Source organism: Bacillus sp. z50, assembly GCF_058313585.1.
Window position 1 is genome coordinate 704,668 of the sequence record NZ_JBZFQL010000002.1, and the last position, 25,787, is coordinate 730,454.

Sequence of the window (25,787 nt, forward strand, 5' to 3'; positions counted from 1 at the left end):
TAACGATAATGCAGACATAAGTTTCATCTTTTTCTTTCAAATGTCTTGGAAAAATAGAGAATGATATTTTTGCTTCATAAATAAAAAAAGCCAGTCTTAGACCGGCTTTTAATTTAATGATATTCATATTATTAATAGTTTACTACTTAGCAAAAATGCTTATTCTACTTCTCCTTCAAAACGAATCAATGGGCAAGTAGTCCAATCATAGTTCTGCACTTCTTCCCACGTTTTAAAATAAGCTTGCAATGATTCTGTGATCATTAAGTTGCAATATTCTTCTTTCTCGTGGAAGACAAAGATGGGTTTACCAATTGAATAAGCTAACCCAATCTCAAACATTGTCCCAGAATCTGTTTCATCATATATCGCGAAAATGAGATCTGCATCTTTTACATGGTCTACATCATTCTTAAAAACTACATCTCGCCAAGGCTGTGTATTATACACATATTCCTTAAATTGATGCTCTCTTGGACTAAATACGTCAAAGCCCATATTTCGCAGAACTTCTTCTGCTTTGGAAAGTCGCTGTGCCTGATTATCGTTAAACCAACCACTTGCTAAATAAATCTTCTTGCCTTTTAAATTCATGTTGTCCTCCGCAAAACTTATTTTTTAACAGAGGAATTATAGTTGAATATGAATCAAATGACAAGCATTGATCAACTACTAATTCATATATATATATTGGAAAAATCACTCTACTATTCATAGATTGTCCTGAAAAAACTTCTAATCGGCACTGGCTTGGTCGAAGATATGATCAGCTAATTGAGTAATAATTACCGTTGTTCAATGAGTTTTTATTTATTAATAGTAAATAAAACTCGCTATAATATAGTAAATATAAAATAAAAAACTAATTGTAATTAAGAATATAGAACAAATATTTATAAAAGTTGAATGTCCTCTCCTTTTAACTGAACGAGAGATAAGATAGAAAAGAACTTGAATCATCAGCTGTGCACAAAATGTTATAGAGATATAAGTTTTTAATAATCCTTCTCCTGGCAATCCAACATCACTCTATCCGGTTGAAACAGTAAAATTTAAGAGTCCTACCACCATTAAGCATATCAAAATATGTAATAATGTGATAAAAAAGCTACCCCTCTCCTTCAATTTAAAACTCCCCTATTCACCATTTAAACAACTTAGTTCATGTTTATACCACTTACCCTTGTAATATTCTCTCTACCACATAGTCCAAAAGACATATTCCGATGGTTCTATTGTTCTTATCCCACTATTGATAAGGTTGGAGTTTTGCATTCTAGAAACATAATAAATTATTTTTTTCACAAATTAGACAAATAACTTGAAATAATTAGAATTATCGGTGATAATCAATTTATTGATAGTGTCACTATCAAAAATGGCAAAGGGGATGATTTTTTGTCTAGTAAAATACCTACTAATTGGGACAAAGAAGTAGATGTAATCGTTTTAGGGACTGGTGGCGCCGCTTTGACAGCTGCTGTGGCCGCTTCTGAAAGCGGTTCCAAGGTTCTTGTGTTAGAAAAGACCCATCAAATCGGTGGAACAACTGCTTTTTCAGGTGGAGTTCCTTGGATTCCACTTAATCATTATATGAAAGAAAAAGGGTATGAAGATAATCGTGAAGATGCTATTAATTTCATAAAACGCTTAGCACTTGGCCGAGCAGAAGATTCTATGATTGAAACTTTTGTAGATAAAGGACATGAAATCATTAAGTTTTTAGATGATCATACTCCTGTCAAATTTGTTTCTCCAAAATCTTATCCAGAATATTATGCACGTATGGATGAGGCATTAAAACATGGGACACGTTCATTAGACCCTGCTCCATTTGATTTAAATGAAATTGGAGAATGGGGTTCATTAGTCCGTCAAAACCCAATTTTCCCTCCTCTGACATTAGAAGAAGGCGGAGCCGTTGGAGGAATTGACTTCCAGTTAGTGGCTGAGCGTATGCAAAATAATATTGTTACTATGGGTCGCTCATTAGTCGCTTCTTTATTTAAAGCATGCTTGGATCGCGGCGTCGAAACCTTAATCGAAACAGCTGGTAAAGAGCTAATTATGGACGAGGATGGACAAGTAGTCGGAATTGTCGCTGAAACAAAAGATGGAGAAATTTTACGTTTCGCTGCACGCAAAGGAGTAATTCTAGCATCAGGCGGATTTGAATGGAATAAACAATTAGTCAAAGCCTTCTTAAAAGCTGAGTTCACTCATCCAGTTACCCCTCCTGGTAATGAAGGAGACGCACTCTTAATGGCTATGAAGGCTGGCGCTGCACTTGAAAATATGAGTGAAGCATGGTGGTATCCAGCAATGGTGGATCCAACATTTGAATATGAAGATAATGTAATGGCGCAGCTAGGTGGTGGCCGTAATGGTCCAAACTCTATCATCGTGAATAAATACGGACGCCGATTCGTCCATGAAGGAACAACCTATAACGATATGCCAAGAGCCTTCTTTAATTATGATCCAGTAAAAGTAGAGTTTCCAAACAAAGGACCAAACTGGATGATTTTTGACCAACAGCTAAAAGATAGCGAACTCATTATTACTATGGCACCTGGTGATCCTGCACCTGAATGGGTAGATCAAGCTGATACTATTCGCGAGCTAGCTGAAAAAATTGGTGTTGATCCAGACGGTTTGGAAATGGAGATTCAAAAATGGAACGAATATTGTGAGCAAGGTGAAGACCCTGATTTCCACCGCGGTACGATACAGTTTGAAGCCTTAACAAATGGCGGCGGAAGTCCTGAGAAAAACCTAGGCAAAATTGAAAAAGGTCCATTTTACGCATTACCTATCTATTTAGGTGCACTCGGTACGAATGGCGGACCAAAAATCAATGAAAATGGACAAGTTGTTAACTTTAATGGTGAACCAATTAAAGGTTTATACGCTGCCGGAAATGCTTCAGGAAATCCACTTGGCCCAATTTATCCAAGTGCCGGCGGAACAATCGGGCCTGCTATGGTATTTGGCTTCTTAGCTGGACAGCACGCAGCCAATTCATAATAAAAAAACAAAGACTTTCTTAGATAATGACTCATTTGCGTCAATAACCATATAAAACAACCATACAGAAACGGGAAGGTGCAGATCATGCCACAAGGAACACATACAGTTGAAGTACCATTAGATATTCAAACAATTTGGGAATTTGTTCATGACATGAACAAATGGGCTCCACTTGTTCCAGGATATATCGACCATGAAATTTTAAGTGAACGCCAATCTACTTGGGCATTCAAGGGTGACTTAGGGTTTATGAAAAAGACAGTTAAGCTCCAAATCGATATTAAAGAATGGAATGAACCATCCGAAGTAATTTTTGATCTAAAAGGTTTGTCTGATAACTTTAATGGCGGAGGCTATTTCCGTGCCGAAGTCATTGACGAAAAGACAACTAAAATGTCAGGACATCTTGATATCACTGCTGGCGGTATGATGGGTGCAATGGTCAATCAAATACTAACCAAATTTGTTCCACAGACAGCACAGGAACTAACAGATGCAATTGTAGATAAATTACTTGAAATTAATACAGTAAAAAAATAATAGAAGCGATCTACCCATATATAAAGTTCTATTTAGGATTGTTTATCATAAAAAGATAGAAAAAAAGACGTGTAAATTACGCGTCTTTTTTTCTTCTTTCATAGTTTGAAACCATGATGACAATATTTATTGTGCAGTATTTTATAAGAAAAACTAATAAATCATACATCTCAAATAACGGAACCCTTATTACTTCCCTTTTTGTAAGTATGATAGAATTATATCCTTTACTATAATTAAATTTTCCTTTTTAGGAGCAGAGATAAAAACATCCTCTGGTATTAAAGAATATAATGAATATTTCTTTACAGCAGTTCCGAACATATTCATGATCGTACTTATAATCACTTCATTGGTTTGTGAAAGCTGTATGCTTCCATCCTTCTTACCTTCATTAATAATTTTTAAAATGATGCCGCTAATTTTCCCGTAGGCCTTATGTATTTCTTCTAGCAATCCAACTTCAATTTGGATAAATGCAATATAAACTTCGAAAGCTTCCAAAAGTTTTGATGATATGCTATTTTCTTCGTTTATATACATAATATAAGCAGTTAGCACGTCATCCATTTTTTCTATACCCGTTTTGTTAGATTCTATAATTTTCTCAAAAATTGGTACCTGTTGTTCTATGACTTCTTTTATAACTTCAATAATTAAATGCTCTTTTTTCGGAAAATAACGAAATAGAGTTGCCACACCTACACCAGATTCATCTGCAATTTTCTGCATGGTTGTTTTTTCAAAACCATGCTCTGCAAATAATTCTTTAGCAGCTTTAACCATCCTCTTGCGTCTCTCCAATTTTTTATCCATTTCATCACCCACCAAACAATATTATACTACTTTTATTAAAAGAAGGCCGTTAGTAGGTTATATACACTCCATAACACTATGCCATAAAGTGTAATAACAACTAGCTTGAAATGTTTAATTAAATGTTGAAACAAGCAGTTCAGAAATAGTCGAAAGTGATGAGCAAAACATCCCCTAACTGAATAACGTATTTTCAGAAGGAGGAATATAGCTTGAAAAAACTGATTCTTTTTGCTGGTCTTGTTGGTCTGTTGGTTGCTTGTGGTGAAGAAGAGGTAGTTAAGCCGAAGGGAGAACCTAAAGAAGAAGTTCCTGCAGCAGTGGAACCTAAAGAGGAAGCTCCCTCAGTAGAAGAGCCTAAAGAAGAGGCACCTGCAATTGAGGAACCTAAAGAAGAAGCTCCCCCAGCCGTGGAGCCTAAAGAGGAAGCCCCTCCCCCAGTACAAAAGGGGTCCATTGACCCTCAAGTCGCTCTGTCAATCCTTCAAGACGCATACCAAGGAATTGCCAAGGTGGAGTACAACGCAGAATTAAAAGCCTTCCTGATTCTGCCGACCGATCCGAACTTTATTGTGGAAATGGAAATGATTTTAACCGGTAAAATGTCGAAGGACGACTGGAACTATCTGGCTGACTCAATAGCTAAACTTAGTGGTGAACTGGGACCAGAATACCTTGTGTTCCTGCTCAACCCTGCAAATCCAGATAATTATATTCTAATGGCAGAGAACGGAGTCATCAAATACGATGCACTTAATGAGGATGTAAAGAGTCAGGATAAAGCCCTTTAACTCTTTAGGACATAGCAACAGATTACTGCATAGTAATTGGTATACAGTGCTTGAAGATATACCGAATATACACACCAGTTAAGAACCTGTTTTTCTGATATTCCACGTTTTATACTGAATTACCGTGAGTAACCGCAACATATAACTTCTGGTTTAAGTTACTTCACAGATCTTACATGATGATACAAGATAGTAGAAGAAGACCTCTCCAAAAAAATGACCCCCAAAAGTTAGAATCCAACTTTAACTTTTGGGGAGATCCATCAAATAGCAATATAATTTCATTTTTATAAATTCTTTATTGTTCTACATTTTAGTTGTTTGATTATACCGTTTATCTCTTCAAGTTTATTCCCCAAAATAATGACGTGCTTTATTTCTACTCCCCCTGCATAATTCGCTGCAGGACCTTATCCTCCAATAACGTTAACTTATTGTCTGTAAATTGTCGCGGTCTAGGTGCATCGACTTTTACATTCATTGATACATAACCATCCTGTATAAGGATTATCCGGTCTGCCAGACGAATTGCTTCTCTTACGTCATGAGTGACGAGTAAAGCATTAAATCCAGTTCGTTGCCAGAGGGTTTCGATTAAATTTTGCATTTCCATCCTTGTAAATGCATCAAGAGCGCTTAATGGTTCATCCAGCATGAGCAAAGATGGTTCATGAATGAGCGCACGCGCTAAAGCGACACGTTGTTTTTGTCCTCCTGATAATGTAGACGGCCATTGATCCTTGAACGATAATAAGCCAACTGCGTCCAACACTTCCTCTGCTTTTGCTTGCCAATTCCCATCAAGACCGAGCCCTACATTATCAACAACGTTTTTCCATGGCAACAATCTTGAATCCTGGTACATCATCGTCACATTGGCAGTTGATTGATTGGATGCTACTCCATTAAATAGCAGTTCTCCGCTTGTTAAAGTCTCTAGTCCTGCGACAAGTCTTAAAAGCGTACTTTTCCCACTTCCACTTTTCCCAATGATGGCTACAAACTCTCCTTTTTCAATGGTTAGCTGTATATTTTTTAATACCTCTTTGTCACCGAATTGCTTGCTAACATCATTGATTTCAATCTGAATCGCCTGATCATTAACTATTTCTTTCTGACTCTCCCACTTTACAGCTGCCAGCTTACTCACTCTTACCACCTCCTCCTTCATTTGTTGTAGCTTACGTTCCACTTCAGCGCTTTTTTCTCACCTAATTGGGCAATGATATCTGCCAGTTTACCCAGTAACGCATAGATTACAATACTTAATATAATGATATCCGTTTGCATAAATTCCCTTGCATTCGTTGCTAAATAGCCAATTCCTACTTGTGTTGGAATTGTTTCAGCAACGATTAAGGTTAACCACATTACACCGAGAGCATATCGTAAACCAACGAAGATGGAAGGAAGTGCACCAGGCAGAAGAATTTCCTTAAATAATCTCCATCCCTTTAATTTATACATTTTCCCCATTTCAACTAGTCCTGGATCCACATTACGAATGCCGTGGAATGTATTAACATAGACAGGGAACAACACACCTAATACAACCAGAAATATTTTTGCACCTTCGTCAATTCCCAACCAAACAATGACGAGCGGCAATAATGCTAAGTGCGGTATATTGCGTAGCATTTGAATGCTCGTATCTGTTAAACGATAGGAGCGATCTGAAAGGCCATTAAATATACCAAGTGCAAAACCGATTAGTCCGCCAATCACCATCCCAACAACAGCGCGCCCTAAGCTTGCCCCAATATGAGTGACCAATTCACCGCTCGCGAGTAACTCCCAACCACTAATTAATACACTGATAGGGGCAGGAAAAAGGGAAGCATTAACAATTTCTAATCTGGCGACGACTTCCCAGACAATCAGGATGATAACTGGAATAATCCAGGGCTCAATATTCCTAACTATTTTATGATTCATTGTCTTCATTCCTTTTTAGTTGATTGGCATATCTTTAGAAACATCGAGTTCTTTCGGTATCAAACCAATTTCAAAATATTTATCAGCTTGTTTTTGCTGTGTATCCACAATCTCCTGAGTTAATTTCGTTGCTCCGAATGTTCGACGATCCAACTGCTTTTTCACGATCTTTTCGTCAATCCCCAATGCCTTGGACATAATCTTGACTACTTCATCTTTATTTTCATTTGCCCATTGGTCTGATTTATCCGTAGTTTCTAAAATAAGATCAACTAAATCTGAATGCTCTTTCGCAAAGTCTGGCGTTGCATAGTAGAACGTACGATTGGGATATTGATAATCCACGTTTTCTGTAAATGTGATCGTATCTAATTCAACTTCAGCAGCAGCAAAGAATGGGTCATAGGATGCCAAAGCATCCACTTTTTTCGTTTCAAAAATGGATCTTCCCTGCGCAGCATCCTCCGGATATACCCACTCCACATCATCAACCGACAGACCGGCCTTTTCAATTGCCAGTACCGCTAAATAATGATGATTACCACCTTTTAAAACCCCTATCTTTTTTCCTTTTAACTGTTCAATCGAAGTAATCCCTGATTCCTTTAAAACCATCAATCCAACACCTTCAGGATTTGGTGTATCTGCCCCTACATATACAAGTGGTTTACCGGAGGCTTGAGCAAAGATTCCGGATCCGTCAGCAGCGTGTCCATAGTCAATGGCACCGGCATATAATCCTTCTAACAATGTTCCGCCATGTGTAAACATTTCCCATTTCACTTTGTACCCTTTTTCTTTCAAGGTATCTTCCAGATAGCCAGATTCTTTTAAAATATGTAGTGTATTCCCTTTTTGATAGCCAATCGTAATCTCTTTATCTCCATTTTTTGAAGCGTTACTTGAACTTTCTTTTCCGCATCCAGTGATGAATAATACACCAACCAGTAATAGAATTCCGATTAAGTAGTTTGATGTACGCTTTTTCATAGGTCCCCACCCTTATCTTCATTTATTTTGAAAATCTATAGATTGCTTTTGAAATTTGGACCTCTTCATCCTGTCCGGCACCGCTAAATTGGACTAAAAATGGCTTTTCTCCTCTTTTATTTAAAATGTCGGATACACGGCCTTCTCCATTCGGGCTAAATAAAACAATATCTCCACCCATTACATGCAGCCTTTTTCCAGTAGCATTCAATGAAGAATCGATAAAGGTTTCTCCTTCCTGCAAATCTAAATATTCAGCCCATTTTTTCGCTGTTTCATCATGCTTTTGAACAGCAAATCCTACGTATGATAAATGAATGTCACCTTTTTCATGCTTTGCGATGACAGATCGATCTTTTAAATCCTGTTTGCGTTCTTCGTCTTTTTGATCCCATTCAATAAAGAATGGTAAATCTAGTTTTGCTCCCTGTTTCCCTGCGTATAATAGCTTCCAGCTGACCACACTTCCATCGGGTCTTTTTCGACTCATCGGGTGCGGCCCATATACATCCAATCCATGTTGACGAAACCTCTCCGCAACACTTTCTAAATCATTGGAACGCAGCGCGATCCTTGATAATCCTTCTACGAATTGATCGTTCTTCAATGTTTCCCTTAAGCTATATTTCATACCAGAGGAGGACACTACTGCCTCTTTGTCATAAACACCGATCAATTCTATGTAACTTAAATCAAAATAACTAAGAGAATTATATGTACCTAAACTCTCATGCTTACCGCCTTCAACAGCGTGTAAGCCAACATCGCGAAACTGCTCTATTGCCTCTACTGGGCTATTAACAAAGTGAACAAGATGGTCAAATTGAAACATAAATCTTCCCCCTAGTCTGTTACTAAATAATGATTAGCTAATTGTAGAAAAATACGGCTTAACTGCAGCAATGCCTTTTCATCAAAATCAAATCGCGGATGATGGTGAGGGAACTGTGTTTCTGCCTGTTCATTATGTGCTCCAACATGGAAGTATGCCCCTGGTCTCTCTTCCAGATAATAAGCAAAATCCTCAGCTCCAAGGACGATGTCTTTTTCAACAAAGGCATCCAAAGAAATCGTTTCTTTTACTAATTTTTCAATTAATAAGGCTTCCTCTTTATGATTGACCAGGACTGGATATCCGTGGATATACTCTAATGAATACTCAATTCTATCAGCAACCTTCATCCCATCCAGAATAGCACGAATTTCGGACTCGATTTGTTGGCGAACATTCGAGTTCATAGCGCGAACAGTTCCTTCCAAAATGGCCGAATCTGCAATAATATTAAAGGCGTTTCCGGCATGGAAGCTTCCAACCGTTACAACAGCCGGTTCAACTGGATCAACACGGCGGCTGACTATCTCCTGCAGATGAGTAACCAACCTGCTCCCAATTGCTACAGTATCAATGGTTTGATGCGGTCTTGCACCATGTCCTCCTATCCCCTGCAAGGTGATTTTAAATGCGTCAACAGATGCCATGACAGGACCCGGTCTTGTTGCAATCTTCCCCACAGGCAAATCAGTCGCAAGATGCCCACCAAAGATGAAATCCACACCGTCCAAAGCACCCTCTTCTATCATAAATTTTGCACCGCCTGGTGGCTTCTCCTCCGCATGTTGAAATAATAAAACTACTTTCCCCTTTAATTGATTGCGATGATTGTTTAATACTTTCGCTACCGCAAGTAAAGCCGATGTATGTCCATCGTGACCGCAAGCGTGCATGACTCCGTCAACACTTGATTTATACTTAACGTTCTTTTCATCATGGATTGGTAAAGCATCAAAATCAGCTCGGAAAGCAATGGTTTTTCCCGGATGATTGCCCTCAATAACACCGATCACTCCATTTCCTCCAACCTGCTCCTTCACGTTGATTCCAAAGCTTCGCAGCTTATCTGCAATGAATTTAGCAGTGTTTGACTCTTGAAATGACAATTCCGGATTTTGATGTAAATATCTCCTCCAGGAAACCATTTCCTCAAAATCTTTACTTAATTGGTCATAAAATCGTTCTGTCATTTGAACACCTCAAATACTGCTTAATTTTTTTAAATCCGAGCTATCAAATTAATGATTAAGAATAATCTTACAATTTATCCAAACATTACGTCAATAGTTAATTCCAACTAATTAGCTATGTTTTGTATGGATTATTGTTATTACTAATAATCGAAGAATTAATAATTTATAACCTAAAGCTCACTCTTCTGTATAATTAAGGTAATATGCGTTCTGATTATAAAGGGGTAGGTGCAAAATATGAATATAAAAATAAACGAATTAATTGATTCTACCAGAGCTAAATTTGGTTTGGATAATTATTATTTGAAACGACATTCATTATCTCGCAAGTTAAATATCTTAAATGAGACGGTATATTTTCTTGAAATGGAGTGGTTTCCTAATCATGTGGAGGAACAAGAGGAAGAAGAACTTAACCCTGAGGGCACAGCAGTTATTGAATTAGATATTAATAGCCTAAGATATGAGAGAGTAATTTTTGTAGGCGACATTTCTTATGCAAACGGCTTTAGATTTACTGAAGTTAATAGAGACACCGTTGTAAACTGGATTGAACAAGAAACTGGTTTGTCATATGGGAAGCACTTTAAATTGCATAAAGAAGAAAATGGGGAATTTAACTTTGAAGCATGCTTTGAAGATATATATTTTTCTCCCTCGGGTCATATTAAAGTGATTGTAGATCATAATGGTAACCTCACCCTCTACTCTAAACATGGTCTATTTCCACCCAATGAAATGATAAAGAAAGAAGTATACACACTATCTCTTGAATCAATAGAACACCTTGCATGGAAACAATTAAAGTTACTCAATTTTCCATCCTTTGAATCGGAACAACTCATCCCCGTTTATGGCGTGGAGGAAATTTATGTTACAAATGAACAGAAATCTGTAATCCCATTAGATTTCAACAAAGATATGAGACCCTTAGAAATAAATAAACCTATATATTGGGATGAACCCAACCTTAAACCATTTGAAAGACAGGAACTTAAATTGAGTTGGGATGTAACAATCGAGCAAGCAATATCCAATGAGCAGAGCCCGGATTCATTCCCAATTAGTAAAGCTGAGGAAGAAAAATGTATAGTAGGGGTCACTGAATTTTTGCGCCAGGTATACTCAAATGAAACAGGAAATTGGACACTGAAAACTCTACACCGTGATCAAGGATACATCCACGCAATATTACGATTAAATCAAGAAGACACTAAATGTGTTTTTCATAGAAAGCTTATGATTATTTTTGATGCGAAGAGTTTGCAAGCTATTAATTACATGGATAATCAGCCTTTTATTGATCAATTTGGTCATTTTTCTTGCTCAGAAGAAGTTTTGGTCAATAAAAACGAAGCTTATCAAAAAATTAAAGATCATTTTGAGCTGACACCTCGTTATGTCTTTGATTCTCAGCAAAATAAATATATATTATGCGGACTATTAGATTGTCATTATGGAGTACGCGCCTCGAGCGGGGATATTATCTCGTTAAATGATTTGTAAGCACAGTAACCAAATAGATAAATCATTGATATAAAAAATCCGCCCATCGTTTAAATTGGCAGATTTTACTTTTGCTTATGGGGTGGAATCTTTGCAGATTTTTTTTGAATTTTTGTTGTAATTCCCAATTTATTTCCTTTAGTTCACTCTCTACTTTTATATTTGTATAGATAAAAAAATCAGCGGATAGTTAATCTCAAACATATTTCTGAATAGACACCTATATTAATTGCATTGTAGTAATGCAGGTATTGTCGTCCTTAAAGGTAGAAATCGTCGTTTCAGATGTTTTTTCTCCATAGTTAATTCTTACCTGATATGTTTTCTCCCGTGGTAACCATATATCTATAAACCCATTTTCCAAGGAAGTCATGGTTTCATCAACAATGACCTTGCCATCTTCATCTTGAATATATACATTGAAATCCTTATTAACCAGTTCCCCCTGGCAGCCTGTTAAACTGTGGATTTCACATGGATGAGTCTCTTTAACATAGGGTGCAATGGAAACAAAAAACTCTTCCGCAGGAAGATCATAAGACTTCTCCTTATCATCCTTCACAATTAACTTATGTGATGTAATGGACGCAGAGACATTATCAAAACTCCCCGTACTATAATCTTGAACCATTTCCCTTATATCCTGTCCTTCTTCTTTACTTTCCTCTTCCGAATTACATCCCATCAACAAAAAAATGGACCATAAACTGATCATGATAAATAAAGCTTTTTTCATCTTTTCAACTCCTGTACACTAATTCTATACAGGAATATTTTAACATACTAATAGATTTATATTTCTGTAATTGTTAACATTTATAGTCATTTAAAAAATGAAAGAGCCCTCACAAGGTTTTGCAAGCCAGCGTATACCAACAATTCTTTTACAATTTTATAATGCTATCTATTTTAGTTAAATATTTTCCAAAATATTGATTGATTTTCGTAGATTCTCTTTATCTTTGATTTCTCAGATGTCAAAATATTACATATATTAACAAATAAGAATACAAATCTTAGCAATCTTGCTCTGCTAGACTGTACTCCTTGAGGATCTTACATAAGTTTGCCAATCAATTTAAAATACATACTACATCACTAAAAAAGTCATTCCTTCCTATCCCATGAAATGACGTTTATTTAGGTTAGTTTTTAGCTTTTTAAAGATGAGCTAGAGATAAACACCTCAGTAGTTTTAATTTGTTGCCAAACACATGTTCAATATTTTCTATGATTAGCACGCTGGAAAAAGGGATAAACGAACAAATTACAAAGGAGTGGAAGGCTAATGAAAAGAGCGATGATTAAAACTGGGCAAGGAAATTCTGTTAGTGGAAAACTGGCTGAAGAGATCAGTTATGAAGATCTAGTAAGCTATGGGAAAAGAGCTAAGCAAACATATTTTCATTTTGAGGAAGTACCCGATTTTCCCTTTCCAGGATTATCACCTACCCTGTATCCAATCTGGGAAGAAGGTGAAGGAGACGGTTGTTTAGTACTCTATGCTGATTATAATTTCCTTCCGCAAGCTGCCCTCTATTTAAGCGTCAATATTGATTATTTAATGGAGGAAATGGAAAAAGTGGCAGAACAAGCTAATAATGATGCTGGTCACCAAATGTTTGAAATCGCTTATGCTGCAGAAGAAGATTATGATTATATGATTTCAACAGGGGTGGCTATAGATCCCGAAGAGGCCAGTAATCTCAATGATTATCTAGAATTTATCAGCCTCACTTATATTTATCCTCTATTTGTATCTTCTTTGCGTTTTGCTGCATTGAGACATCAGGAAGACTTGAAGCAATTGATTGAAGATATGAACGAAATCATGTATGAAGATTCTGAAAACCAAAGTTCCTAATTATCATATTGGGAAGGCGATTTAATAAAGGGAATCCTCTCTTTCTATCATTTATCTCTAACTACTTCTATTGCTTCAATAACAAATCGTCATTAAAAAACTGCCAGTCAAATTGACTGGCAGTTTCTTTTAGTCCATCTATTAATATGGATCAGCCTCATGGCTTTTCTTCACAGCATCTTTTGTTGCTTCCATTGCTGCTGCCGTACCTTGACCGAATCTGGATTTACCTGCTTCACGGCCTGGTACTGCAGATTCTTCCTTCATTTCTGCTAATTCTTTCATTTTCATTTCGATGCCTTCTCTTACACGGCGTCCATATTCTTCATCTGCTTGAGTGAAGTATTCCACCATGGCATCTTGAATACGTTTATCACAAATTGCAAGAGCATTGGATAGGTTGTTAATTAACTCATCACGTTCCCAATCCTCAAAGCTGCGATATGTTTCACCTGCTTGACCAAAGTTGTTAGGACGGTCAATTGGTTCACTCATGACTGCAGCATTGTATGTTGGACGGTGTTGCGGACGTTCTTCTTTACTTGCTTCCTGGAATCCGCCAACCATAGATGGCTCATAGTTAATATGCGGATTATCTCCGGATTCTTTTGGATCGCGAACATCCATTTGGCCGCGATGCTGATTAGTGCGAACTGGCACTTTTGGTGCATTCACTGGCAATTTAAGATAGTTCGGTCCTACACGATAACGTTGTGTATCAGAGTAGGAGAATGTACGTCCTTGCAGCATTTTATCGTCTGAGAAATCCATACCATCAACAAGAACTCCAGTACCGAAGGCAGCTTGTTCAATTTCAGCATGATAATCGACCGGATTACGATCTAATACCATTTTACCAACTGGCAACCATGGGAATTTGTCCTCTGGCCATAGTTTAGTATCATCAAGAGGATCAAAATCAAGTTCAGGATGATAATCATCCTCCATAATTTGTACATATAACTCCCATTCAGGGTATTCTCCACGTTCAATCGCTTCATATAAATCCTGTGTTGCATGGGCAGTTGTTTTAGCCTGGATAGAATCTGCATCTTCTTGTGTCAAGTTACGAATTCCTTGTTTTGGCTCCCAGTGATATTTAACCAACACTGCTTCGCCTTTATCATTTACCCATTTATACGTATTTACACCAGATCCCTGCATGTGGCGGTATGTTGCTGGAATACCCCATGGAGAGAATAGGAATGTAATCATATGTGTTGCTTCAGGTGTGCGGGAAACAAAATCAAACATCCTTCTAGGATCTGCCACGTTTGAAGCTGGATCCACTTTAAATGCATGAATCATATCAGGGAATTTCATTGCATCACGGATAAAGAAAATTTTAAGGTTGTTCCCAACCAAATCCCAGTTACCGTCTTCTGTATACATTTTAACAGCAAATCCACGTGGATCACGTGCTGTTTCAGATGAATCTTTTGCACCTGCCACTGTAGAGAAACGAACCATTAATGGGGTACGTTTTCCAGCACCGGAAAATACTTTTGCACGAGTATATTTTTCTACTGGCTCATCGCCAACTTTTCCATATGTTTCGAAATATCCAAATGCTCCTGCACCACGAGCATGAACGACACGCTCAGGTACTTCCTCACGGTCAAAGTGGGAAATCTTTTCAATAAAGTGATAGTTCTCAAGTGTTGCAGGTCCACGATTTCCGACTGTGCGGATATTTTGGTTATCCGTTACTGGATGGCCCTGACGAGTTGTCAAAGTCTCGCGTTTCATTTCTTCTTTCTTTGAACCATTATGATCTTTGTTCTCTGCCATACTGAAAACCTCCTCTTTTAATAGCTCTCCTTATAACCCCTGTATGATGAATATACAGTATTAAGGAGTACCATCTTTGGAATTAATTTCAATCTATAATAATTATAAACAACTTCTATTATTACTATAAATTACAGGTTAAAAAGATTGCAAATGATATGGTATTTCTAAGTTTTAAACCTCTTTTTTCAAAAAAAATACATGAAATTTATCCTATATTTCTACCAGAATTTTTAATAACAGCAGTTATCTAATGTTGTATGGTGAATGATAATTCTGTGAAGTAGATAAAAGAACCATAAATATATGTACCTTTATAAATGAGAAAATCTTTGTGTCCAATTCTAGTAGAAATAAAATATAGGAGTTTATTGGTGAGAAGCTGACCAATCTATATTTCATTTTTATAGAACACCTCTCCTTCTAGATAGGTATCGCCAACACTTTATTAGGCAGCATATAAAAGGCACCACAATTGTTAGTAGACTCTAACATTTGTGGTGCCTTAAAATCTCCAAATCTTTTGTAATTTTTCAAAAAAATATAGTTCCTGTTAATTTATATTTTCCTCTGTTTGATCTGTTTGATTAACTCTTCCAACCAGTAAATAGTATGATCTACTCTAGCAGTCACATACTCCCCTATAAACTCTACAAGGTTCTTGTTTTCCTCGTCTACTTCAACCTTTTTTTCAAAATCTTTAATATGCATCCATTGAGCACGGATATGCTCTGATTTCTTGTTAAGAATAGTTAGAACCCGATCACGATCGACATACCTGATATTAGCAATACCTACTACCATATCACTGATATCCTCGGCATTTTCCAACAGTTTGTATATTTTCTTAGGAAGCTCTTCACGTCCCTTATCCGTAATCGCAAAAACTTGTTTATCTGGACGATGTTCCTCTTTTATAACTTCAACTTGTTCAACCAATCCCTGTTTAGCCAACGATTCAAAGTGATAGTACAGTTTGCTTTCTGTTAATCCACCTAATTGATCCAATGGAATTGGCTCTGAAAGCTGCTTTTTTAATTTATAAGGATAATTATTATCCTCCATTAGTTTGCTTAATATAAAGATTTGGATAGCCATTTCTAAGCTCCTTCAGCATAATTATCTTTATTTTAGCAAAATTAAGCAGGCATTTCAGCAGTCTTCTCATTTTCGGTTTCATTTATTGCTTCATCATTCTCAACTGGAACTGATTTGTGGAAGGTACTCAAATAAATAGATTCAGGGAACTTCAGCCAGTCTGTTGTTCCCTTTTTTATTGCTAAAAATTTTAATGCATTTTCTTTAAACAATCGCCGCTCCGCTATTCTCACTAATTTATCTCTCTTTACTAGTCCAAATGACCACTTCAAACCATCCTGTTCATCATAGTCTAATGTATATTGTGAAAAAGGAGACCGACAACATGAGTCCAAAACTGGAAAAGTTCGTGGATCCACTCCAAATTATGAAAACCCTGAATCCCAAGGAGAATGGTCGAGGCGGAACATATTATGAAGTAAGAATGCAGGAGTTTCAACAAAAGCTACACCGAGATTTACCGCCAACTCGCTTATGGGGTTATAACAGCCAATATCCCGGGCCTACTATAGAAGCCAAGCAGGGGGAGGTTGTAAAGGTTAAATGGAAGAATAATCTTCCTGACAAGCATTTTCTCCCTGTCGATAAAACATTCCATCATCTAGAACATATGCCGGAGGTTCGAACAGTTACACATTTACATGGCAGCGAAACCCGTCCCGATAGTGATGGATACCCGGATGCCTGGTTTACAAATAATTTCAAGGAAGTTGGCGAAGCTTTCACAAGAAAAGTATATGAATATCCAAACAATCAGCGTGGAGCTACCCTCTGGTATCATGATCACGCCATGGGCATTACCAGACTGAATGTATATGCTGGTCTTGCCGGAATGTATATTATTCGGGATGAACAGGAAAAATCGCTGAAACTGCCAAGCGGTTCTTTTGAAATTCCCCTATTGATACAGGACCGGACATTCAACGATGACGGCTCTTTATTTTATCCAAGCCAGCCGGATAATCCCGCAGAAGGTTTACCAAACCCTTCCATCAGACCGTTCTTTCTTGGAGATACTATTCTTGTAAATGGGAAGGTATGGCCGTTTTTAGAAGTGGAGCCACGCAAATATCGTTTTCGTATTTTGAATGGTTCGAATACACGCGGTTACCAAATGGAACTTGATTCCGGACAATCTTTTTATCAAATTGGATCTGATGGCGGTTTATTGCCAAAAACAGTAATGATGGACAGCATTCTAATTGAACCTGCAGAAAGAATGGATGTCATCGTCGATTTTAGCCAATATGAAGGCAAAACCATCACGCTAAAAAATAATCTTGGACCTAATACAGACCCAGCTGATCAAACAGGTGATATCCTTCAATTCAGGGTAAATCAGCCACTTTCCAGCCAGGACAATAGCCATATTCCCAACAGATTATCCTATGTACCCTCTTTAAAACACAACAATATATCGGCCATTCGCAACCTCAAATTAGTAAGTACAACCGACCAATACAGCCGTACTCTGCTTTTACTCGATAATAAAATGTGGATGGATCCAGTGACAGAAAAACCACGATTAGATACGACTGAGATTTGGAGCTTAATGAATCTTACAAACGTTACTCATCCAATTCATATCCATTTAATCCAATTCCAAATACTCGATCGCCGGCCATTTGATTTGGATCGTTATAACGAGGATCGAACCATTATCTTTACTGGACCTGCACAGCCTCCAAAGCCAAATGAATACGGTTGGAAAGACACAGTTGCTGTCCCTCCTGGAGAGATTACCCGCTTGATCATGCGCTTCTCTCCATATAGCGGCTCGTATGTTTGGCATTGTCACGTTCTGGAACATGAAGATTATGACATGATGAGGCCTTACATGATTATAGATCCACATAAAGAAGATTAATGGATTCCTTCCCATTTAATTTCAGGACCACACTCACAACCATTTAAAAAGCGCCTGCCTGCATCTTAACTTGATGCGGACAGACGCTTCTTATTATTTTGCCAACAAGTAATCTACTAATTTAGCTTTTGGTTTTCCGAAGATTTCTTCTTCCAATCTGCGGCCTGTTGGAGTGGCTGCAAGTCCGCCTTCTGCTGTTTCCCGTAATGCAGATGGCATGGACTTTCCGATTTCATACATCGCACTAATTACTTCATCACATGGGATACGGCTTGTTACCCCTGCCAACGCCATGTCAGCTGCTGTTATTGCATTTGAAGCTCCCATCGCATTTCGTTTAACACACGGAACTTCCACAAGCCCGGCGACTGGGTCACATACAAGCCCAAGCATATTTTTCATAGTAATTGCAAAAGCTTCTGCGGATTGCTGCGGTGTTCCACCAGCCATCTCCACTATGGCAGCTGCCGCCATGGCACTAGCTGATCCAACTTCTGCCTGGCAACCCCCAGCTGCACCAGAGATGGATGCATTATTTGCTACTACAAAACCGAACGCTGCTGTCGTAAATAAGAATTCAATCATTTCCATTCTAGTCGGATTCAACTGTTCTTTAACGGCAAATAATGTACCAGGAACAACGCCGGCTGAACCTGCTGTTGGTGTGGCACAAATAACTCCCATTGCTGCATTTACTTCATTGGTTGCCACTGCTTTGCTGACAGCATCTAATAAAAGTTTACCAGATAGAGATTTACCTGAATTAATATAGTTTTGTAATAACACCGCATCTCCTCCGGTTAATCCCGAATGAGATTTAACACCATTAAGACCTCTCTCTACCGCCCGTTCCATAACTGCGAGGTTCTCATCCATTTGAGCAATAATATCTTCTCTTGATCGCTCGGACACTTCCATTTCCTGCCTAATCATAATTTCGGAAATTTTAACATTATTGGATTGTGCCAGCTCTACAAGCTCGGCCACATTTCGAAACATATTCTTTCCTCCTCTTGCTGTCAGTATTTAATTTTACATACGGATTACATGGTTTACGTTTGGCAATGAACTAAGCTCTTCTATGATTTCTTCTCCGAGCTTTTGATCCATTTCAATTACCATAATTGCGATGTCTCCCCGTTCTTTACGCGAAACCTCCATATGGCTGATATTAATCTCATTTTTAGCTAATACACTTGTAACGGATGATATCAGCCCAAATTGATCCCTGTGAATAACCAATATAGCTGGCTGCCCACCTGACAGCTTTAATTTAAACGAATTTATTTCAGTTATCTCAATCGTTCCACCACCAATGGAAATGCCGACTAATTCTAACTTTTTATCTCCATCATCAAACAAATTTATTTTAACCGTATTAGGATGTTCAACTACAGCCTCTTCAACCAGAAATTGAACTTCCATTCCTGCCTGTTCAGCGAATTTATATGCATCTGGAATACGCTCATCAAAGGTATCAAAATCCAGTAAACCAGCAATTAAGGCTAAGTCTGTTCCATGACCTTTATAGGTTTTTGCAAAAGAACCGTATAACGAAATGATTGCTCGCTTTGGTTGTTTGCTAAATATAGTTCTGGCTGCTCTTCCTATTTTGGCAGCTCCTGCTGTATGTGAACTGGATGGGCCAATCATAACCGGACCAATTATATCAAATGCTGATCGATACTTCATTATGTTTTTCTCCTTTTTTCAATCTGCTTTTTAGATAGCTTACTTTTCTTCAGATACTTCCAGCCAAAGCCCCATCGCTTTCATTCTATTAGAAGCTTAGCTAAATAGTGCAAAAATCCTTAATCGACAAGTAATAGATTCCTTTATTTCACCTGATATTCTAATTGGTAATCTATTTGTGTGCGTATTTTTTGCAAATAATTATAGATTGTAAACTTCGATACTCCTAAAACGGATGCTAAATAGTCTGTTGAACCTTTAATTAGGAAAGCACCTTTTTCCTGTAATAATCTTACACATTCTATTTTCTCTTCTAGACTCAACATGGATGGCGGTTTCTTAAAACCGGATAAAACTTGATCAACCATATCTTGAATGACTTCCTGTACGGTCGAATAAAAGTTTTCAGACTTCTCTTCTGTTTCAGTAAAAGAAATGAAATCCTGAATTTCTGCCTCGTATTGAATCATCATTGAAATATCATAATTAATGCAAATAGCCCCAATAACATGATTTTCCACATCCCGCAGAAAAATGGTCGATGATTTCATTGTGATTCCATTTATCAATCTGGTTTTATAGTTTGGAATATCCTCTATGTCAGATACAGGTTTAGTCAATTCGTTTAATACTAAATCCGTACATGGACTACCTATTTCTCTTCCTGTAACATTGCCGGCTAAATAGACAAGAGATTTTTTTAAATCTGCAAAATCATGTACCGCCACTTCACAGCGCGGCCCAAACATTTTAACAATCATATCTGCTGTGCGTATCGCCATATTAAAAATCGGTGCATTCGGATCTATCGCCATACTCTCACTCCCTAAACGCAAACGGTTTCAAATCATTCTAAAATAAATAAAATTTAATCAAAAATGGCTTTATTTGTTAACTCAGATATCATAACATGAATTTGGTATAATTTAAATAAAATTGTAATAGTTACAAAAATATTGTAACAATTTTCAAATAATCTATCTTCCTTATATAGAAAACTAGATTCACTATTAAAGATAAAAGGGCTAATCGAAATTTACGATTAGCCCTGAAATAGTATCTTAGTTTTCAATCTCATCTTAGTTGCTTATAATGAATTGCCGATTATGTTGTTCTTACTCTTTACAAGTATTCTTTTTCAAACGTTAAGGTACTGCGAACCGTATTAATGGATCGAACTATACTTTCAATTTGTTCTCGTTTTTCTTCTAAAAATGGCGGCAAGGATAATTTTTCTCCAAGAGTTTCGTATGGTTCATCCTCCATAAATCCAGGACCGTCCGTTGCAAATTCAAATAAAATATGCGGTGCCAATCTTGCATAGAGTGAACCAAAATAATAACGTTCTACATAACCTGAATTGGGTATATTAAATGCCTGCAAACGTTTTTGCCAATCCTTCAGCTCTGAGCGGTCATTCACGCGAAATGCCACATGGTGAACTGTACCAAAGCCTTGCTGTGCCTGTGGAAGAGTTGTATTGTGTTCTACAATAACCTGTGCTCCATTGCCTCCTTCGCCCATTTCAAACAAATGATAAGATTCATGGCTGTCTAACACTCTAAACAACAAAACCTCTTCCATAAGTTTTTTTAAATAATCGAAATTAGAGGTACGAATAAATATTGGACCCAATCCTGTAATAGCATATTCCAATGGGACAGGCCCCTTTTGCCAAGGCGTTCCGGAAGCTACTCCCTCATTACTCTGATCAGAAATTAGTTGATATGACTGATCATCAAAATCAGTAAAGGACACTGTTTTTTTGCCGAACCATTCTTGAATTCCTGTATGTTTAACTTCGTATTTATCAAACCGTTTAATCCAATAGTCTAGAGCTGCGTCACTTGGAACTCGGAAAGATGTTTTCGAAATTTCATTGTTCCCGTGAATTCCCTTTGAAATACTAGGGAAATCAAAGAAAGTCATATCTGTACCCGGGGAGCCGACATCATCTGAAAAAAATAAATGATACGTTTTAATATCATCCTGGTTGACGGTTTTCTTCACTAAGCGTATACCAAGAACCCCTGTAAAGAATTCATAAATTTTTTCTGCACTGCTCGTAATCGCAGTCACATGGTGCAATCCTTTTAATTCATTCAATATCTATACCCCCGTTAACTATTTATCTCGAATTCGAGATATTGGATAAAAAAAGAGCGGAATCACTCATAAATTACCCTCTTTAGAAGACATTATCCTTCTTTATTTCCCCTTAGAAGAACGATTAAACTTATGCTGCCGGGTTAATCTCTAATTCTATTTCTATTTTAATATCTTTACCAATTAAAACGCCGCCCGTTTCAAGTGCTGCATTATAAGTAAGACCAAAATCTTCTCGGTTAATCTTCGCGTCCCCTTCAAAACCGTATACTTCAACTCCCCAAGGATTTTTGCCTTTTCCGCCAAATTCGACATCGAATGTAACTGACTTTGTTACATCCTTAATAGTCAGATCACCAGTTACTTTATAGTCATCCCCAGATCTTGTAATGCTTGTAGATTTAAATTCGATTGTAGGATATGCTTCCACATCAAAAAATTCAGCAGATTTCAAGTGTGTATCACGATCTTCTGAAAAAGTGTTAATACTTGCTGGATCAAATTGAAATGCAATTTGAGCTGTTGTCAAATCTGTTAAATCCGCGGCTTCAATATCTGCTGTATACGTATCAAATTTTCCTTTTACCTTTGATACCATCATATGTTTCACTGCAAAGCCAATTGTTGAATGAGACTGGTCAACTATCCATTTTGCCATTGTTATTCCTCCAATACTTTTATTTCGAATTCGAGACTTTATGTAAAATGCAATATACCTCGAATTCAAAATTCTTTAATTAAGGATAAATTTAACACGAGTACATTTTCTTGTCAATTTATTCAAGATTTTTTACCAATGTGGATATGGATCAGTTTATGCCAGATCTCTAAACAATATGATTACTCACAATGTAATCTGAAATGTAAGATGTGATCACATATTGATCATAAATCTGAAAGCGCCAAAAAGATCCTACTGCAGATTGTTAATTCAGTATAAAACCTTCAATTGCTACATACATGGCAAACAAAAATCCACCTAGACTCACCCAACTAATCAGTTTTCGTCCTTTTTGATATTCTTCTAATCCAATGATTAACATCATTAACCCTAAGAAAAAAATCATAAATGGTTGGTACGCAAAGCTTCTAGTAATAAATCCGTATAATACAAATATTAAAACTACCGTTGAAAAAACATAGCGTAAAATTTTCAGCATGATTCCATACTCCTTATATCCTAGTAACAACCTATTACTATAGCTTTTCGACTCCTAATGCCGTTAATCCTTTTTTATTCTATACAGTTCTTAAAGATGTAAAACTTTATTTAATCAGAAAGCAGAACCTTTTCATTTTCAAATATTTCACATCTTAAATAATTATGTATCACAGGATGATTTTATTTACTATTTTCTTGGTGGCCAGTAGTGAAATAGGTATTCAGAGGATAATAAATCGGGAACTACCTATCAATGAATATTTATCAATAGTTGAATTTAGATAGAATAAACTACCCCGCTGTATGAAACCATCACTAATAACCAGTTAATCTAACCACCGCTTTATATTATTTTGAAATAATAAAATTCGGTATATGAATTACTTAAAAAATACAATCCACTTCCCAATTTAGTGCATGTTTACCCTGCTACAAATGTAAGGGGATACATTTTTAATAGATTTATATACTGATTCATCCTTGATATAGCAAGGTTTCATTTTTACCCCCATGCATAAAACTCCTAATACATAAAAAGATCAATTATAAAAATATTGTCACAAAAAAAACAAATTACTTACACAAGAAGAAATATTTTGTTATAGTGAAAAACAGACTGACTGGTTAGTATGGTGGAGGTGTACTAACAGGAGGGATACAAAATTGCTGATTATTTACGAATGCAATGGACTATCCCGCCAAAAGGATATACAGGTGTTGGATCCTACGAAACAAGCATAAAAATAGCAAAGTTTCGTTCTCTCACCATTTGAAAGAAGTATGATTCTACTTGCGAATACTGGATTTATCTCAAATTATCAATAATTAATGCCCAAGTGGAATGATTAAAAACGAATCAATGACTAAAAAAACATAGAGACAATGACTTGCTTTACAGTTAGCAAATATAGGTGAGTGAAAATTCGCCCTAATGTAGTTTTAGTATGTATGTTTACAAGAGTCTGATTTTAATTGAGAAAATTTTATAATCAAAGGTTTTATCGAATCTTTTTTTCAGAAGATTCTGTATTCTTCTATTTCTTTAGTGATTAGACTTCCAATGAAGATGGATTTTTGCTCTACAAATGCGTTTCTCCCTGAGAGCAATCTCGAATTTACAAATAATTTATTTTTAGAGGAGTTATAACAAGTGAATAAACAAATACAAATCAAAACGGGACCGATAATGGCTGCCCTCTTGGTAGCAGGATTTGTCGGGCTTTTTAGTGAAACAGCTTTAAATATAGCATTAGGACAATTAAGCCAAATTTTTAGTGTGGATGCAACAACCATTCAGTGGTTGGCAACAGGCTACTTTTTAACACTTGGTATTTTAGTACCAGTTACAGGTATTTTAATGCAAAAATTCACGACACGCCAAATGTTCATGGCAGCTTTATTTTTCTCTCTTATAGGGACAGTTTTAGCTGCTTTAGCACCCACATTTAGCGTACTTTTAACAGCACGTATTATTCAAGCAGCTGGGTTGGCTATCATTTTACCTTTAACACAAAGTGTTATTTTCACGATTTTCCCGCCAAATAAACGTGGAGCTGCAATGGGAACAATGGGATTAGTTATTTTAGCTGGACCAGCTTTTGGACCAACCTTAGCAGGCATGATTTTAGACACCTTATCTTGGCATTGGATTTTCTGGTTCACCATTCCATTCTTATTAATTTCACTAATCATTGGCTATATCTATATACCGAATGTTAATGAAATCCGTAATGTCTCAATTGATATTTTATCTGTAGTATTATCTACAATTGGTTTTGGTGGTGTTGTATACGGTGTAAGTGTCGGTGGAGAGCTTGGCTGGACAAATGCAACCGTATTAGGAACAATTATTATCGGCTTAATCGCATTACTATTCTTCTGTATCCGTCAAAATAAGATGGAACACCCAATGTTAAACTTAAAAGCATTTAGATACCCAATGTTCGTTTTAGGTCTTGCTATGAATATTATTACCTTCCTCAACATGCTTTCCATGCTTGTTGTTTTACCAATGTATATGCAAATGGCCCTTATCGTTTCAGCATTTGTAACAGGATTAATGATGCTTCCGGGGAGTTTAATCAACTGTGTACTTGCGCCGATAATTGGTAAATTATTTGACAAATATGGACCACGTGCCGTGATTACTCCAGGTACAATTCTTGTTGTCATTGGATATGGACTTTATGCATCATACGGAACAGATACCGCTCTTTGGATTATGGTATTGACACATATCGTGATGATGTTAGGTGTTGGTATGGTCTTAGCATCCGTACAAACAAATACACTGAATGCATTACCTAGACAATATTATCCAGATGGTATTGCAATTACACAAACGTCTCAGCAAGTAGCCGGAGCTATAGGTATTGCGGTAATGGTATCTCTATTCTCTATGAAACAAGCTGATTACTTATCCGGTGCAGCCAATGATTTAACTGCAGCTGCAGCTACTGGTTCAGCATTTGTATTTAAGATCAGTTTAATTTTAGCTATCATAAATGTCGTTCTTTCATTCTTCTTGAAAAAAACACAGTAAACTGGGAAGATTGAGAGAAAACGAAACCAAAT

General features: G+C 36.9%; 24 protein-coding genes. 7 read left to right on the forward strand and 17 right to left on the reverse strand.

Going from position 1 to position 25,787, the window contains the following annotated elements; genetic code table 11:
- Positions 1-159: 159 nt before the first annotated feature.
- A complete protein-coding gene (locus AC4G3N_RS09250; RefSeq protein ID WP_066101231.1) occupies positions 160-594 on the reverse strand; it encodes a nucleoside 2-deoxyribosyltransferase in 435 nt (144 codons plus the stop codon).
- 804 nt (positions 595-1,398) lie between these two features.
- Between AC4G3N_RS09250 and AC4G3N_RS09255 the strand changes: the two genes are divergently transcribed.
- Both AC4G3N_RS09255 and AC4G3N_RS09260 read left to right on the forward strand, forming a co-directional pair.
- Positions 1,399-3,027, forward strand: coding sequence for an FAD-binding protein (locus tag AC4G3N_RS09255; protein WP_175354222.1), 1,629 nt, complete (start codon positions 1,399-1,401; stop codon positions 3,025-3,027).
- Positions 3,028-3,114: 87 nt separating this feature from the next.
- Complete coding sequence (locus AC4G3N_RS09260) at positions 3,115-3,570, forward strand: SRPBCC family protein (RefSeq protein ID WP_066101234.1); 456 nt, start codon at positions 3,115-3,117, stop codon at positions 3,568-3,570.
- A gap of 189 nt (positions 3,571-3,759) precedes the next feature.
- Here the strand turns inward: AC4G3N_RS09260 and AC4G3N_RS09265 are convergent, their stop codons facing one another.
- Positions 3,760-4,386: a TetR/AcrR family transcriptional regulator gene (locus AC4G3N_RS09265; RefSeq protein ID WP_066101237.1), complete on the reverse strand. Its 627-nt coding sequence runs from the start codon at positions 4,384-4,386 to the stop codon at positions 3,760-3,762.
- 212 nt (positions 4,387-4,598) lie between these two features.
- On the opposite strand from AC4G3N_RS09265, the gene AC4G3N_RS09270 reads away from it, so the two are divergent.
- On the forward strand, positions 4,599-5,177 hold the full coding sequence (locus AC4G3N_RS09270; protein ID WP_139891394.1) for a hypothetical protein: 579 nt from the start codon (positions 4,599-4,601) through the stop codon (positions 5,175-5,177).
- A 379-nt stretch (positions 5,178-5,556) separates the two neighbouring features.
- Here the strand turns inward: AC4G3N_RS09270 and AC4G3N_RS09275 are convergent, their stop codons facing one another.
- From AC4G3N_RS09275 to AC4G3N_RS09295, 5 genes are read right to left on the reverse strand one after another with little or no spacing between them, the layout of a single operon-like run.
- Positions 5,557-6,327: an ATP-binding cassette domain-containing protein gene (locus AC4G3N_RS09275; RefSeq protein ID WP_225983666.1), complete on the reverse strand. Its 771-nt coding sequence runs from the start codon at positions 6,325-6,327 to the stop codon at positions 5,557-5,559.
- A gap of 17 nt (positions 6,328-6,344) precedes the next feature.
- Positions 6,345-7,112: an ABC transporter permease subunit gene (locus AC4G3N_RS09280; protein ID WP_066101245.1), complete on the reverse strand. Its 768-nt coding sequence runs from the start codon at positions 7,110-7,112 to the stop codon at positions 6,345-6,347.
- Between the two features lie 15 nt (positions 7,113-7,127).
- Entirely contained in the window at positions 7,128-8,102 is a 975-nt protein-coding gene (locus tag AC4G3N_RS09285; protein ID WP_148629481.1) for an aliphatic sulfonate ABC transporter substrate-binding protein, read from the reverse strand.
- Between the two features lie 22 nt (positions 8,103-8,124).
- Positions 8,125-8,934, reverse strand: a complete 810-nt coding sequence (locus tag AC4G3N_RS09290; RefSeq protein WP_066101251.1) for a VOC family protein — start codon at positions 8,932-8,934, stop codon at positions 8,125-8,127.
- Positions 8,935-8,945: 11 nt separating this feature from the next.
- On the reverse strand, positions 8,946-10,124 hold the full coding sequence (locus AC4G3N_RS09295; RefSeq protein WP_140461176.1) for a M20 metallopeptidase family protein: 1,179 nt from the start codon (positions 10,122-10,124) through the stop codon (positions 8,946-8,948).
- 240 nt (positions 10,125-10,364) lie between these two features.
- Between AC4G3N_RS09295 and AC4G3N_RS09300 the strand changes: the two genes are divergently transcribed.
- Positions 10,365-11,633 (forward strand): hypothetical protein, encoded by a 1,269-nt coding sequence (locus AC4G3N_RS09300; RefSeq protein ID WP_066101257.1) that lies wholly within the window; start codon positions 10,365-10,367, stop codon positions 11,631-11,633.
- A gap of 220 nt (positions 11,634-11,853) precedes the next feature.
- Here AC4G3N_RS09300 and AC4G3N_RS09305 read toward each other — a convergent pair whose 3' ends face one another.
- Positions 11,854-12,369: a CueP family metal-binding protein gene (locus AC4G3N_RS09305; protein ID WP_148629480.1), complete on the reverse strand. Its 516-nt coding sequence runs from the start codon at positions 12,367-12,369 to the stop codon at positions 11,854-11,856.
- Between the two features lie 552 nt (positions 12,370-12,921).
- Between AC4G3N_RS09305 and AC4G3N_RS09310 the strand changes: the two genes are divergently transcribed.
- A complete protein-coding gene (locus tag AC4G3N_RS09310) occupies positions 12,922-13,497 on the forward strand; it encodes a hypothetical protein (protein ID WP_139891399.1) in 576 nt (191 codons plus the stop codon).
- Between the two features lie 141 nt (positions 13,498-13,638).
- On the opposite strand, the gene AC4G3N_RS09315 is transcribed toward AC4G3N_RS09310, so the two are convergent.
- The 3 genes from AC4G3N_RS09315 to AC4G3N_RS09325 form a co-directional block, all read right to left on the reverse strand.
- Complete coding sequence (locus tag AC4G3N_RS09315) at positions 13,639-15,288, reverse strand: catalase (RefSeq protein ID WP_066101268.1); 1,650 nt, start codon at positions 15,286-15,288, stop codon at positions 13,639-13,641.
- A 558-nt stretch (positions 15,289-15,846) separates the two neighbouring features.
- A complete protein-coding gene (locus AC4G3N_RS09320; RefSeq protein WP_066101271.1) occupies positions 15,847-16,386 on the reverse strand; it encodes a PadR family transcriptional regulator in 540 nt (179 codons plus the stop codon).
- 41 nt (positions 16,387-16,427) lie between these two features.
- Complete coding sequence (locus AC4G3N_RS09325; protein WP_066101273.1) at positions 16,428-16,619, reverse strand: hypothetical protein; 192 nt, start codon at positions 16,617-16,619, stop codon at positions 16,428-16,430.
- 92 nt (positions 16,620-16,711) lie between these two features.
- Between AC4G3N_RS09325 and AC4G3N_RS09330 the strand changes: the two genes are divergently transcribed.
- Entirely contained in the window at positions 16,712-18,253 is a 1,542-nt protein-coding gene (locus AC4G3N_RS09330; protein WP_139891400.1) for a multicopper oxidase family protein, read from the forward strand.
- Between the two features lie 93 nt (positions 18,254-18,346).
- On the opposite strand, the gene sdaAA is transcribed toward AC4G3N_RS09330, so the two are convergent.
- The 6 genes from sdaAA to AC4G3N_RS09360 form a co-directional block, all read right to left on the reverse strand.
- Positions 18,347-19,252: an L-serine ammonia-lyase, iron-sulfur-dependent, subunit alpha gene (gene sdaAA, locus AC4G3N_RS09335; RefSeq protein ID WP_066101277.1), complete on the reverse strand. Its 906-nt coding sequence runs from the start codon at positions 19,250-19,252 to the stop codon at positions 18,347-18,349.
- A 33-nt stretch (positions 19,253-19,285) separates the two neighbouring features.
- Complete coding sequence (gene sdaAB / locus AC4G3N_RS09340) at positions 19,286-19,945, reverse strand: L-serine ammonia-lyase, iron-sulfur-dependent subunit beta (protein ID WP_066101280.1); 660 nt, start codon at positions 19,943-19,945, stop codon at positions 19,286-19,288.
- A 143-nt stretch (positions 19,946-20,088) separates the two neighbouring features.
- Positions 20,089-20,760, reverse strand: coding sequence for a helix-turn-helix transcriptional regulator (locus tag AC4G3N_RS09345; RefSeq protein WP_066101283.1), 672 nt, complete (start codon positions 20,758-20,760; stop codon positions 20,089-20,091).
- A gap of 307 nt (positions 20,761-21,067) precedes the next feature.
- On the reverse strand, positions 21,068-22,051 hold the full coding sequence (locus AC4G3N_RS09350; RefSeq protein ID WP_140461655.1) for a ring-cleaving dioxygenase: 984 nt from the start codon (positions 22,049-22,051) through the stop codon (positions 21,068-21,070).
- 130 nt (positions 22,052-22,181) lie between these two features.
- On the reverse strand, positions 22,182-22,709 hold the full coding sequence (locus AC4G3N_RS09355) for a YceI family protein (RefSeq protein WP_066101287.1): 528 nt from the start codon (positions 22,707-22,709) through the stop codon (positions 22,182-22,184).
- Positions 22,710-22,977: 268 nt separating this feature from the next.
- The gene (locus tag AC4G3N_RS09360; RefSeq protein WP_139891402.1) at positions 22,978-23,211 is read right to left on the reverse strand and encodes a DUF3953 domain-containing protein; all 234 of its coding nucleotides are present in this window, start codon (positions 23,209-23,211) and stop codon (positions 22,978-22,980) included.
- A 1,152-nt stretch (positions 23,212-24,363) separates the two neighbouring features.
- Between AC4G3N_RS09360 and AC4G3N_RS09365 the strand changes: the two genes are divergently transcribed.
- Positions 24,364-25,755: a DHA2 family efflux MFS transporter permease subunit gene (locus tag AC4G3N_RS09365; protein WP_139891403.1), complete on the forward strand. Its 1,392-nt coding sequence runs from the start codon at positions 24,364-24,366 to the stop codon at positions 25,753-25,755.
- Positions 25,756-25,787: the final 32 nt, after the last annotated feature.

What these genes read in the sequence shown, in the direction of transcription:
- AC4G3N_RS09290 (WP_066101251.1), bottom strand. Translation starts at nt 8,934, where the DNA reads ATGTTTCAATTTGACCATCTTGTTCACTTTGTTAATAGCCCAGTAGAG.
- AC4G3N_RS09300 (WP_066101257.1), top strand. Translation starts at nt 10,365, where the DNA reads ATGAATATAAAAATAAACGAATTAATTGATTCTACCAGAGCTAAATTT.
- AC4G3N_RS09250 (WP_066101231.1), bottom strand. Translation starts at nt 594, where the DNA reads ATGAATTTAAAAGGCAAGAAGATTTATTTAGCAAGTGGTTGGTTTAAC.
- AC4G3N_RS09345 (WP_066101283.1), bottom strand. Translation starts at nt 20,760, where the DNA reads ATGGCGATAGATCCGAATGCACCGATTTTTAATATGGCGATACGCACA.
- AC4G3N_RS09315 (WP_066101268.1), bottom strand. Translation starts at nt 15,288, where the DNA reads ATGGCAGAGAACAAAGATCATAATGGTTCAAAGAAAGAAGAAATGAAA.
- AC4G3N_RS09285 (WP_148629481.1), bottom strand. Translation starts at nt 8,102, where the DNA reads ATGAAAAAGCGTACATCAAACTACTTAATCGGAATTCTATTACTGGTT.
- AC4G3N_RS09355 (WP_066101287.1), bottom strand. Translation starts at nt 22,709, where the DNA reads ATGGCAAAATGGATAGTTGACCAGTCTCATTCAACAATTGGCTTTGCA.
- AC4G3N_RS09310 (WP_139891399.1), top strand. Translation starts at nt 12,922, where the DNA reads ATGAAAAGAGCGATGATTAAAACTGGGCAAGGAAATTCTGTTAGTGGA.
- AC4G3N_RS09295 (WP_140461176.1), bottom strand. Translation starts at nt 10,124, where the DNA reads ATGACAGAACGATTTTATGACCAATTAAGTAAAGATTTTGAGGAAATG.
- AC4G3N_RS09360 (WP_139891402.1), bottom strand. Translation starts at nt 23,211, where the DNA reads ATGCTGAAAATTTTACGCTATGTTTTTTCAACGGTAGTTTTAATATTT.
- sdaAA (WP_066101277.1), bottom strand. Translation starts at nt 19,252, where the DNA reads ATGTTTCGAAATGTGGCCGAGCTTGTAGAGCTGGCACAATCCAATAAT.
- AC4G3N_RS09320 (WP_066101271.1), bottom strand. Translation starts at nt 16,386, where the DNA reads ATGGCTATCCAAATCTTTATATTAAGCAAACTAATGGAGGATAATAAT.
- sdaAB (WP_066101280.1), bottom strand. Translation starts at nt 19,945, where the DNA reads ATGAAGTATCGATCAGCATTTGATATAATTGGTCCGGTTATGATTGGC.
- AC4G3N_RS09305 (WP_148629480.1), bottom strand. Translation starts at nt 12,369, where the DNA reads ATGAAAAAAGCTTTATTTATCATGATCAGTTTATGGTCCATTTTTTTG.
- AC4G3N_RS09265 (WP_066101237.1), bottom strand. Translation starts at nt 4,386, where the DNA reads ATGGATAAAAAATTGGAGAGACGCAAGAGGATGGTTAAAGCTGCTAAA.
- AC4G3N_RS09260 (WP_066101234.1), top strand. Translation starts at nt 3,115, where the DNA reads ATGCCACAAGGAACACATACAGTTGAAGTACCATTAGATATTCAAACA.
- AC4G3N_RS09280 (WP_066101245.1), bottom strand. Translation starts at nt 7,112, where the DNA reads ATGAATCATAAAATAGTTAGGAATATTGAGCCCTGGATTATTCCAGTT.
- AC4G3N_RS09330 (WP_139891400.1), top strand. Translation starts at nt 16,712, where the DNA reads ATGAGTCCAAAACTGGAAAAGTTCGTGGATCCACTCCAAATTATGAAA.